The sequence below is a fragment of the Noviherbaspirillum phoenicis genome (assembly GCF_047237965.1).
Classification (GTDB): Bacteria; Pseudomonadota; Gammaproteobacteria; order Burkholderiales; family Burkholderiaceae_D; genus Noviherbaspirillum_A.
The window spans coordinates 1,303,064-1,314,694 of sequence record NZ_JBDFLX010000001.1 but is presented as its reverse complement, the minus strand read 5'-3'; the positions used below and the strand labels follow the sequence as shown (position 1 = coordinate 1,314,694).

Sequence of the window (11,631 nt, the reverse complement as noted above, 5' to 3'; positions counted from 1 at the left end):
CGATCAGGGAAGCGAGAACCGAGCGGGGCGTGCTGTTACTTACGCCAGCCCTTTCAAGGCCCAAGTTCCCTGCATTTCCAAACCGGCTTTCCAACACGAAACAAGGAGGAGTTCATCATGCAGCTTACGTCGTGCGATGCACAGGCTAAATTTCCGAGTTCGCTTCGAACGTCTGTCGCCACCAAAAAGGCAGAAGATGACATAGGGGTAGCGCGGAGCAGGTTGTCCATCTCCGTTAAGCCCAAGGTTGCCTCCCGGCCCGCGAAGGATGCGGCCACAAGTGTTTTTGCGCCGGCAAAAAATTCTCAATCAACGGACAATCACCTTGTGAAGTCGTCGGCTGCAGGCAAATCATCGATAGCCGGTGTAAAGCCCTCGACGGTAAAGCCTTCGACTGGCTTCAAATCGCCAAGAAAGGAAAATGGCCAGTTCTATTCACCCTTTAAAAAAATCATTAGCGACTACGCCAAAGAAGCAGGCGACGTCGATTTGCAGAATAGGTTGGAAGAATCCGACTTGGCTCACAGGATGTCTTTCCAGGATATACATGAGGCAATTGACGGGAATGCTATCAACTCTTCCGTAATTGAGGATTTGATCAAGACGTTGACCATACCGTCGCGCGACTTTGGCACATGGAAAGCGGGCGATGACAGGCTCTATTTTTTTGTAAAGCAAAAAGCAAAAAACAAGAGTCTCCTAACCAAAATGTTGAATTCCAGCCCATTTAATCTGAGGCCAGGTGATTCGTCCACCAATCGTTCGATTGGCAAGAAATTCGACCCTAATCTAAATGCAAGCGGTCGGATTACTCCGCTGTCACGCAGCGTTTCCAAGTACGGAGAGGAATATGCCAACACGGTGACACCGCCGCAACCCTTCGATCCCGCTAGCCACAATCCCGCAATCAACGTCGATCCTGAATGCGAGCAAAGGTATCGCAGTTCTACATCCGTGAAAGAATCTGAACTCGCTGCGTTTGAAAGTTTTGTCTGCAAAAGAATGGAAGAGCTGGTTCGCGGCACCTTTGCCGGTATATACCTTGAGGCGGCAAAGTAATACCTGGACGTCAGGATGAAGTGTTATACGGGAGTGGCGTCTTTTGACGAGACCAATATCCAGTTTGACGTCATGGATACCAGTTTCCAGATTAAGCGGTATTAAGAAGCGCGGTCTCTCCCGTGTCCGGCGCTTCAGATGAAATTTATTCGGCAATCTCCTGCAAACCCGCATCGTTCGACAAAAAACATTCACCTCCCGCTGTTGATGTCGATGTAACAATCACGCTCTTGTTTTACATGACTGCCGCCCGCACGGCAGCGCGATTTCTTTCCTCTCCCTTCCCCTGAAAACCCATGAACACCACCACGCTACCCTACGGCGCTGCCACGTCCGCGCGCCAGCAGCTGGAAGCCGCGACCTATGCCAAGGTCACCTGGCGCCTGCTGCCTTTCCTGTTCATCTGCTATGTCGCGGCCTATCTCGACCGCGTCAATGTCGGCTTCGCCAAGCTGCAGATGCTCAACGACCTGCAATTCAGCGAAACCGTCTACGGCCTCGGCGCCGGCATCTTCTTCATTGGCTACTTCTTCTTTGAAGTGCCGAGCAACATCATCATGCACAAGGTGGGCGCCAGGGTCTGGATCGGCCGCATCATGATCACCTGGGCCATCCTGTCCGGCGCGATGATGTATGTGAGCAGCCCGACCATGTTCTATGTGCTGCGCTTCTTCCTGGGCGTGGCTGAAGCCGGCTTCTTTCCCGGCATCGTGCTGTACCTGACCTACTGGTTCCCGGCGCAGCGCCGCAGCCGCATGAATGCGCTGTTCATGATCGGCATCCCGATCGCCGGCGTGATCGGCGGACCGCTGTCGGGCTGGATCCTGAATGCCTTCCACGGCGCGAATGGCCTGGCCGGCTGGCAATGGCTGTTCGTGATCGAAGCGGTGCCGTCGCTGATCTTGGGCGTTATCACCATCTTCTACCTGCCCAACAGCATCGCCGGCGCCTCCTGGCTCAATGCCGAGGAAAAGCGGCTGCTGGAAGAAAACATCGCCGGCGACAGCGGCGGCAAGGCCGACCATGGCCTGTCGGGCGTGTTCGGCAATGGCCGCGTCTGGCTGATGGCGGCCATCTACTTCTGCTGCATGATGGGCCTGTATGGCGTCGGCTTCTATCTGCCGACGCTGATCAAGGCGGCCGGCGTGAAAGACGCGCTCGATGTCGGCATGCTGACCGCGATTCCCTACGGCTGCGCCGTGGTGGCGATGCTGTTCAACGCCAAGAGCGCCGACCGCAACCGCGAGCGGCGCTGGCACTTCGCCGTCGCCAGCGCGCTGGGCGGACTGGGCCTGCTGCTGGCCACCATCTTTGGCGACAACGTGATGCTGGCCATGGCGGCGCTGTCGCTCGGCACGGCCGGCCTGCTGGCCACCATGCCGGTGTTCTGGACCTACCCGAGCGCCATCCTCGGCGGCACCGCGGCCGCGGCCGGCATTGCGCTGATCAACTCGGTGGGCAACCTGGCCGGCTTCGTCAGCCCGTCCATCATCGGCTGGATGAAGGACGTCACGCACAGCACCAATGCCGGCATGTACGTGGTGTCGGCGGCGCTGTTCCTCGGCGCGCTGCTGGCGCTGCTGCAGCCGCGCAGCCTGGTCAATCGCTGATGCAGTGACCTCCCACGCAGCCGGCTTGCACTTCAGTAGGCCGGCTGCACATTGCTCATGATGAAGCGGCTGGCCGGCAACGCCGGCAGGCGGCCCAGGTCGATCCACATGTTCTGGCGCGGCACCACGTAGCGCATCGCGGCCAGTTCCCGTGTCAGGCTCTTGATCAGCGCAATGGTCAGGAATTCCCCGGCGCATCGGTGCCCGCTGTCATGCTCGCCGCCGCCCTGCGGAATCAGGGTGTAGGCATTGCCGTCCCAGTGCTCGAAGCGTTCCGGCCTGAAGGCATTCGGCCTGGGCCACAGGGCCGGGTCGTGATTGGTGCCATACAGGTCCAGCAATACCCAGTCGCCCGGCAGGAACAGATGGCCGCGCCATTCGAAAGGCTGCAGCGCGCGACCGCCCACCATCGGGAAGAACGGATAGAAGCGCCGCACTTCCTGGGCAAAGCACTGCAGCCTGTCGTCGTCGCCTGCGGCCAGGCTGTCGCGGTACTGCGGATTCTGGTGCAGGGCCAGCGCGGCGAAGGTGATGTAGCGGGCCACCGCCACGGTGGGCCGCAGCAGGTTGATCAGTTCCACCGCCGCCACGTTCACGGGCAACGCTTTCCCATTTTCATCCTGGTGCCGTGCAATGATGGTCAGCGCGCAGTCGTTCGTTACGTCGAGACTGCCGTCACGCACGCCTTCGATCAGGCCCCGCGCCCAGCGCTCGGTCTGTGCCCGCAACATCTGGCCGCGCGCATTACGCGCGCCGACCGAGCCGGCGCCGTCGATCATTGCCGCGAATTCCATGGTGCGCTCCCGCGCTTCCCCGGCGCCCAGTTCGACGCCGGCCCAGGCGCATGCGGCGCGGCACAATATGCCTTCCACTTCATCATGCAGCACCACCTGCTTCATGCCTTCCCAGGCATCCATGCGGGCGCGCCACTGCTCGGTGGCAAGGCGCGTCATGTGCTCGATCGACTGCCGCTGCATCAGCGACATGAAGAGGCGCTTGCGATGGCGGTGCGCCGCCCCGTCCAGCATGATCGCGCTGCCGTAGTCCTGCAGCAGCGTCAGCGCATTCGGCGGCAGGGCGCCGCGGCGGGTGAAGCGGTCCGGCACATAGAACATCCTGGCGGCGTCCTCGCCGCTGACGCAGAACACCCGGCTCATCATCAGTCGGGTTTCAAAGACATCGCTGCCATAGGCCTGGCAGCGCTCGCCGATGAAGCGGTAGCCTTCCTTGAGCAGCGCCAGGGTATGGTCGATGCCGGGTTCCCTGGGAATGGCAGCGCGGGCGACGTCGGTAGTCGTTGGCATGTTATGGCTCCGCATCAATATTGACAGGCTGATTAGAGCCGGATGCCAGGCGCTAGTTCGCCCTTATTGCCCGTTGGGCACGAGGGCTCGCCATTGTCCTACTTCGATTTGGAGCATTGTCCGACAGATCGAACGGCCCGCACCTTCTATGCTTTGCGCAAGAGGCCGGCGTCAGCGCCGGTGGCCCACACACAGCAAGGAGCCAGTCATGGACGAACCAGATAGCGTACCGGCGCAGCATCAGGAGCAGCAGCCGGGTTCCCAGAAACAGATGTCGCCCCAGCCCAATACCATTCCCCCCGGCTATCGCGGCAGCGGCAAGCTCGATGGCAAGGTGGCGCTGATCACCGGCGCCGACAGCGGCATAGGCCGCGCCGTGGCGGCGGCTTACGCCAGGGAGGGCGCGGATGTCGCGGTGCTCTATCTGAACGAGCACCAGGATGCGGCCGAAACCCGCAAGCTGGTGGAAGACGCGGGCCGCAGGTGCCTGCTGATCGCCGGCGACGTCGGCGACGAGTCGTTCTGCCAGGATGCGGTGCGGCGCGTGGTGGATGAACTGGGCCATCTCGACATACTGGTCAACAATGCCGCCGAGCAGCATCCTCAGCCTGCCATCACCGACATCAGCGCCGAGCAGCTGGAACGCACCTTCCGCACCAACATCTTTTCGATGTTCTTCATGGTCAAGGCAGCGCTGCCGCACCTGAAGGAAGGCGCGCGCATCATCAATACCACCTCGGTCACGGCCTACCGGGGCAGCCCGCAGCTGCTGGACTATGCCTCGACCAAGGGCGCCATCGTTGCCTTCACCCGTTCGCTGTCGCAGGGCCTGGTGGAGAAGGGCATCCATGTGAACGGCGTCGCGCCTGGACCGATCTGGACGCCGCTGATTCCCTCCACCTTCGACGAGAAGAAGGTGGAGAGCTTTGGCGACACCGTGCCGCTGAAGCGGCCAGGCCAGCCGGAGGAAGTGGCGCCCGCCTACGTGTTCCTGGCCTCCGATGGCGGCAGTTACATGACCGGCCAGGTGCTGCATCCGAATGGCGGCGAGGTGATCAACGGCTAGAGCAGTACGTCGTACAGGTTGCCGGCGCTGCGTCAGGCCCCGACGCGCCATGCAGCGGCGCTGAATTCGAATGCCTGGTTCTCGAACACCGAGGTCTGGCGCCAGAGTACATGCTCGCGCGACACCACGAGCGTCCATGCTTCATTTGCCGAAGGCTTGTCGGCGGCAAAGCCTGTATGGGACAGCAGCGCGGCGCAACCGCCGGATTCGGGGTCGCGCACGGAGGCATAACGGATCAGCTGCAGCCCGGCGTCCCTGGCCTGGCGCGCCAGCGCCTGGCAGGCGGCATAGTCGGTCGGGTGCATCCAGGCAGCGCGCATCGCGTCGAAAGGCGGCAGCCTGAGGTCGATGCCCTGTCCCGCCACCGGCGTCAGGAACAGGGTCTGGGCTACCGGGCCGATGGCGTCCAGCGCCGGGCTGTCGTTGAGGAAGCGCCAGCGCCAGTAGCCCAGTTCGGCGCAGGCAGTGCGTTTTTCATCGGCGCCGTAGAACACGCCGGGCTCGGCCGGACCGCGAAAGCGCGAGCCGGAGGGCAGCGGCGGGTAGCGGAACGGGGTGAACAATAGCCAGTGCAAACTGCGCATGGCGTCCGGCAGCGGCGGCTTGGACGCATCCAGCAGGCTTTCCAGCAGCGCCTGCTCGTCCAGCGTGTCCACCAGCACCATGGTGGAAACCTGGTGCTGCGCTTCCACCGCCCGCCATATCGCCAGTTTCAGGCTGGCGGCGTGGCTGGCCAGGTCGTCAGATCCGGCCACGGTGGGCGTCGACATAGTGCAGCACGCGAACCAGTCCTTCGGCGCTTTCCATCAGGGCCAGCGGCTTGCTGGCCAGCGCCAGGTTGTCGGAATTGAGCCAGGTGCGGGCGTCGGCGCCGTGGCCCAGCATCGCGTCGAGCGAGCGGAACAGCCTGACCAGCAGCAGCGCCAGTTCCCATTCCTTGCCGCGTTCGGGGCTGAGTTGATAGCTGCCGGCGCACAGCCGCGAAGCCGTGGCGGCGCTGATGCCAAGTATTCGGGCGAGGGAGTTTTGTCGCAGTTCCAGCAGGCTGGCGACGTTGCGTACGGCCTTGCTGAGGGTGGAAGCGGGATCGGGCTGTAGGCCGGTAATCGACGCGGGAGAGTGAGAAGCATAGGCGTTCATGAGAAAGGCCTTTCCAGAGAAAATTTTAAGCTTCTTAATTGCAGTGGAAACTAACACCATTCGCTCGGCTTGTCCATCGAAATTCGACAGCGGCGCATGGCCACTTCCGTGCAGCGCAGCCGCGTCCTGTGCCGATGCCGGATCGGCTGGCCGATGCGGCAGGTTATAATCGCGTTTTCCCGACGCAACCCGCACGGCGGATGAAACACACTAGGAGCCTGCGCGGCAGAAGGCGGCGAAGCGAAACGTGCGAAAAACGAGGACAGTTTGGTAGTACCAACAAGCCCAGGGTGGACCCCTGGGCGCAGGTGGTGATACCGAACTGGACCGTTTTCTCGCGCGTTGCAGCCGCCGACCCTTCTGCCGCGCAGGCTCCTAGCCGCGGTGCATCAACTCTCTTCTCGCCATGCTGATTCTGCCGGGCTCCAATGCCCTGTCCGCCTTTCGCACCCAACGTTTGCTGACCCAGCTCCAAGGCATCGATGCCGCCATTACCGGCGTCTCCGCCCGCTACCTGCATTTCATCGACGCCGCCAACGCGTTGTCCGGCGATGACGAGGCGCGGCTTGGCGCCTTGCTGACCTATGGCGAGCCGGCCGGCGACCAGCAGGAGGGCGACCTGTTCGTCGTGATCCCGCGTTTCGGCACGATCTCGCCCTGGGCCAGCAAGGCCACCGACATTGCGCACAACTGCGGCATGAGCCATATCCACCGCATCGAGCGCGGTGTGGCGTACCGCGTGACGGTGAAATCCGGCCTCCTGGGCGGGGCGCGCCGCCTGGCTGACGGCAGCGTCGGGCCGGTTGCCGCCGCGCTGCACGACCGCATGACGGAAATGGTGTTGCGCAGCGCCGACGATGCCGCTGGCCTGTTCCGCGAACTGGCCGCCAAGCCGTTGGCCTTCGTCGATGTGCTGGAAGGCGGCAAGGCGGCGCTGGTGACGGCCAATGCCGAACTGGGCCTGGCGATGTCGGATGACGAGATCGATTACCTGCTGCAGGCATTCACCCAGGCCAGGCGCAATCCGACCGACGTCGAGCTGATGATGTTTGCGCAGGCCAACAGCGAGCATTGCCGGCACAAGATCTTCAATGCCGACTGGACCATCGACGGCGAGCGCCAGGACAAGTCGCTGTTTGCGATGATCCGCAACACCCACCAGTTGAATCCGCAGGGCACCATCGTTGCCTACAGCGACAATTCCTCGGTGATCGAAGGCGCGCAGGTGCAGCGCTTCTATCCGCGCGGCGCGAAGGAGGGCAATGTCTACCAGGCCAGCGAGGAGCTGACCCATATCCTGATGAAGGTGGAGACCCACAACCACCCGACCGCGATTTCTCCCTTCCCGGGCGCTTCCACCGGCGCCGGCGGCGAAATCCGCGATGAAGGCGCCACCGGCCGCGGCGCCAAGCCCAAGGCCGGCCTGACGGGCTTTACCGTGTCCAACCTGATGCTGACCCATGCGGTGCAGCCCTGGGAAAACGCGCGTGACGTGGCGCAGCTGGCGGCCAGCCGCGACGCCCACGCACAGGGCGGCATCTACGGCAAGCCCGAGCGCATCGTGTCGCCGCTGCAGATCATGGTCGACGGGCCGCTCGGCGGCGCAGCCTTCAACAATGAATTCGGCCGGCCCAACCTGGGCGGTTACTTCCGCAGCTATGAGCAGAATGTCGGCGGCACCGTGTACGGCTATCACAAGCCGATCATGATCGCCGGCGGCATCGGCAACATCACCGCGCAGCATACGAAGAAGGAAGAACTGCCGGTCGGCAGCCTGCTGGTGCAGCTGGGCGGCCCGGGCATGCGCATCGGCATGGGCGGCAGCGCCGCTTCCTCGATGGCTACCGGCAGCAACACCGCCGACCTCGATTTCGACTCGGTGCAGCGCGGCAATCCGGAAATGGAGCGGCGCGCACAGGAAGTCATCAACGCCTGCTGGGCCATGGGCGGCGACAACCCCATCCTGTCGATCCACGACGTCGGCGCCGGCGGCCTGTCCAACGCCTTCCCGGAAATCACCAATGACGCCCGGCGCGGCGCCATCTTCGACTTGCGCCGCGTGCCGCTGGAAGAGAGCGGCATGGCGCCCAAGGAAATCTGGAGCAATGAGTCGCAGGAGCGCTACGTGCTGGCGATCGCCCCGGAAAACCTGGCGCTGTTCCAGTACCTGTGCGAGCGTGAACGCTGCCCGTTCGCCGTGGTCGGCCACGCCACCGAGGAACGCCAGCTCAAGGTGATCGATCCGCAGAACGATAACGACCCGGTCGACATGCCGATGGATGTGCTGCTCGGCAAGCCGCCCAAGATGCACCGCGACGTCAGCCGCGTCGCCGTCGAACTGCCGCCGGTCGACCTGACCGGCATGGTGCTGGAGGAAGTGGCCGAGCGCGTGCTGCGCCAGCCCACCGTCGGCGACAAGTCCTTCCTGATCACCATCGGCGACCGTACCGTCGGCGCCACTACCGTGCGCGACCAGATGGTCGGCCCGTGGCAGGTGCCGGTGGCCGATTGCGCGGTCACCACCATGAGCTTCGAAGGCCATGTCGGCGAGGCGATGGCGATGGGCGAGCGCACGCCGCTGGCCGTGATCGACGCGCCGGCTTCCGGCCGCATGGCGGTCGGAGAAGCCATCACCAATATCGCCGCCGCGCCGATCGCCGCGCTGTCGGACGTGAAGCTGTCGGCCAACTGGATGGCGGCCTGCGGCCAGCCCGGCCAGGATGCTGCGCTGTTCGACACTGTGAAGGCGGTCGGCATGGAGTTGTGCCCGGCGCTGGGCATCAGCATCCCGGTCGGCAAGGATTCGCTGTCCATGCGCACCACCTGGAAGGAAGCCGACGGCCAGGCCAAGGCGGTGACTTCGCCGGTCTCGCTGATCGTCTCCGCCTTTGCCCGCGTGACCGACGTGCGCAAGTCGTTGACGCCACAACTGCGCACCGACCTGGGCGACACCGCGCTGATCCTGATCGACCTCGGCGCCGGCCGCAACCGCATGGGCGGCTCGGTGCTGGCGCAGGTGATGCAGCAGATCGGCAACCAGGTGCCCGACGTCGATAGCCCCGAGCAGCTGAAGGCCTTCTTCGGCGCCGTCCAGCGCCTGAACGACGAAGGCCGGCTGCTGGCCTACCACGACCGCTCCGACGGCGGCCTCTACACCACGCTGTGCGAGATGGCCTTTGCCGGCCGCACCGGCGTGTCGGTCAACCTCGACATCCTGACCATGGAAGGCGAGCATGCCTCCGACTGGGGCGACTCCAAGAACTGGGCAACCCAGGTCGGCGAGCGCCGCAACGAGCTGACGCTGCGCGCGCTGTTCTCCGAGGAACTGGGCGCGGTGCTGCAGGTGCGCGCCGAGCAGAAGTCAGACGTGATGAACGTGCTGCGCGAGTTCGGCCTGGGCGCGATCAGCCACATCATCGGCAAGACCAATCCGCGCGACGACATCGAATTCACCCGCGACGCCAAGGTGATCTACAAGCAGCCGCGCATGGCGCTGCAGAAGCTGTGGAGCGAAACCAGCTGGCGCATCGCCCGCCTGCGCGACAACCCGGCCTGCGCCGACGCCGAGTACGAGCGCATCAACGACGCGGCCGATCCCGGCATCACGCCCAAGGTCAGCTTCGACATGGAGCAGGACGTGGCCGCGCCCTTCATCGGCACCGGCGCCCGGCCGCGGGTGGCCATCCTGCGCGAGCAGGGCGTCAATTCCCACATCGAGACCGCCTACGTGATGCACAAGGCCGGCTTCGACGCCGTGGACGTGCACATGAGCGACCTGATCGCCGGACGCGCCCGCCTGGCCGACTTCAAGGGCGCGATCGCGGTCGGCGGCTTTTCCTACGGCGACGTGCTGGGCGCGGGCGAGGGCTGGGCCAAGACCATCCTGTTCAACATGCAGCTGGCCGAGCAGTTCTCCGCCTTCTTCAACCGCGACGACACCTTTGCGCTGGGTATCTGCAACGGCTGCCAGATGATGAGCAACCTGAAGTCCATCATCCCCGGCGCCCATGCCTGGCCGAAGTTCACCCGCAACCGTTCCGAACAGTTCGAGGCGCGTTTCGCGATGGTGGAAGTGGCCGATTCGCCGTCGATCTTCTTCCAGGGCATGGCCGGCACCCAGGCGCCGATCGCGGTCGCCCATGGCGAAGGCCATGCGGATTTCTCGCAGACAGGCAGCGTCAATGACGCCCTGGTGGCGATGCGCTTCGTCGACAACAAGGGCGCGCATACCGAGGCTTATCCGTACAACCCGAACGGCTCGCCCCAGGGCATCACGTCCGTGACCACGCCCGACGGCCGCTTCACGGTGCTGATGCCGCATGCGGAGCGGGTATTCCGCACGGTGCAGCAGTCCTGGCATCCGGATGGCTGGGGTGAACACACCCCGTGGATGCGCATGTTCCGCAATGCGCGGGTGTGGGTCGGCTAAGGCGTTTTGTCGACGGCGGCTGGCGGCTGCAGGGCGAGTGCCGCCGCGCTGATCTCTTCGGGCGATAGCAGCTGGTCATAGCGGCCCTGGGCGAACAGCAGGGAGCGGATCAGCAGCGTACGGTCCTCGTCGCCGCCTTGTTGCGCCTGGCGCAAGGCCGGTCCGGCGCAGGCGCCGGCTTCCAGCAGCATTGCCATGGCGTCGGGCTGCGCCGCCGCGGCAGCCAGCGCGAACGCCTCGTCGAGCGCCTGCTGCGATGCGCCCGGCGCCAGGCAGAGCCGTAACAGGCCGGCGTCGCCGCTGATGGCGGCTGCGGCCAGCGCGTGGCCCTGCTGGTCGGGGCCGGCGCCGGCCGCCATCAGGCGCTCGATGATGGCGCCGTTGCCAGCGGCAATCGCATGGCTGAACACCGGGATTCCGGCGTCGTCTGCAGCATGCGGCGACACGCCGGCGTCCAGCAGCGCATCAAGCAGCGCCGCCTGTCCGGATGCGATTGCCGTGGCCATGCACAATGCGGCGCTCTCGCTGCTCAGTGCCAGTCCGCTTTTCAGCAACCTTGCCGCCACTTCGGGGAAGCCGGCCTCGCAGGCCAGTTCCAGCAGGTCCAGCGGCAATTCTTCGTCCCACCCGGCACTCCCGTCGGCAAGCAGCGCAAGTACGACGGCTTCAAAGTCGGCCGGGAAGGCCTTCTGCCGGTGCAGGTGGCTGCCGTCGTCGACGATGCGTCGCAGCATGTTGACCGTAGAAGCATGCTTGCGGCCGCCGGCGCGCCAGTAGAGGCTGTGCAGGGTTGCGGTGATATGCGCGTCGTTCATGGCTGTCCAGTGAAAGCGGGAAGCAGATGTCATCGTTAACGGAAACTGGGTGACGCGCTAAAGGGAGCGGTGCAAATAAAAAGGACTTTACTGGTTTGCATGAAGCGATGAAAGCAGGACTACCCGTTCCCGCTGCACCAGGAACGGGCAGGACCGGTGGTTTGCCGACAATCGGCCGGGATTGAGAACGGTTTGCCAATCGCACAAT

8 protein-coding genes are annotated in these 11,631 nt (G+C 64.1%); 4 read left to right on the top strand and 4 right to left on the bottom strand.

Annotated features, from left to right (window positions below):
• Positions 1 to 117 precede the first annotated feature (117 nt).
• Together ABC383_RS05950 and ABC383_RS05945 are read left to right on the top strand one after the other, a co-directional pair.
• Positions 118 to 1,059: a hypothetical protein gene (locus ABC383_RS05950; RefSeq protein ID WP_413012445.1), complete on the top strand. Its 942-nt coding sequence runs from the start codon at positions 118 to 120 to the stop codon at positions 1,057 to 1,059.
• 296 nt (positions 1,060 to 1,355) lie between these two features.
• On the top strand, positions 1,356 to 2,669 hold the full coding sequence (locus tag ABC383_RS05945; RefSeq protein ID WP_413012444.1) for an MFS transporter: 1,314 nt from the start codon (positions 1,356 to 1,358) through the stop codon (positions 2,667 to 2,669).
• A 32-nt stretch (positions 2,670 to 2,701) separates the two neighbouring features.
• Here ABC383_RS05945 and ABC383_RS05940 read toward each other — a convergent pair whose 3' ends face one another.
• Positions 2,702 to 3,973: a cytochrome P450 gene (locus tag ABC383_RS05940; RefSeq protein WP_413012443.1), complete on the bottom strand. Its 1,272-nt coding sequence runs from the start codon at positions 3,971 to 3,973 to the stop codon at positions 2,702 to 2,704.
• Positions 3,974 to 4,181: 208 nt separating this feature from the next.
• On the opposite strand from ABC383_RS05940, the gene ABC383_RS05935 reads away from it, so the two are divergent.
• Positions 4,182 to 5,039 (top strand): SDR family oxidoreductase, encoded by an 858-nt coding sequence (locus tag ABC383_RS05935; protein ID WP_413012442.1) that lies wholly within the window; start codon positions 4,182 to 4,184, stop codon positions 5,037 to 5,039.
• 32 nt (positions 5,040 to 5,071) lie between these two features.
• Here ABC383_RS05935 and ABC383_RS05930 read toward each other — a convergent pair whose 3' ends face one another.
• Together ABC383_RS05930 and ABC383_RS05925 are read right to left on the bottom strand one after the other, a co-directional pair.
• Positions 5,072 to 5,809: an RES family NAD+ phosphorylase gene (locus tag ABC383_RS05930; RefSeq protein ID WP_413012441.1), complete on the bottom strand. Its 738-nt coding sequence runs from the start codon at positions 5,807 to 5,809 to the stop codon at positions 5,072 to 5,074.
• Positions 5,781 to 6,179 (bottom strand): antitoxin Xre-like helix-turn-helix domain-containing protein, encoded by a 399-nt coding sequence (locus ABC383_RS05925; RefSeq protein ID WP_413012440.1) that lies wholly within the window; start codon positions 6,177 to 6,179, stop codon positions 5,781 to 5,783. Before ABC383_RS05925 ends, ABC383_RS05930 begins: the two co-directional genes overlap by 29 nt.
• A gap of 406 nt (positions 6,180 to 6,585) precedes the next feature.
• Between ABC383_RS05925 and purL the strand changes: the two genes are divergently transcribed.
• Complete coding sequence (gene purL / locus ABC383_RS05920; RefSeq protein WP_413012439.1) at positions 6,586 to 10,608, top strand: phosphoribosylformylglycinamidine synthase; 4,023 nt, start codon at positions 6,586 to 6,588, stop codon at positions 10,606 to 10,608.
• On the opposite strand, the gene ABC383_RS05915 is transcribed toward purL, so the two are convergent.
• Entirely contained in the window at positions 10,605 to 11,423 is an 819-nt protein-coding gene (locus ABC383_RS05915; protein ID WP_413012438.1) for an ankyrin repeat domain-containing protein, read from the bottom strand. The genes purL and ABC383_RS05915 overlap by 4 nt on opposite strands.
• Between the last annotated feature and the right edge of the window lie 208 nt (positions 11,424 to 11,631).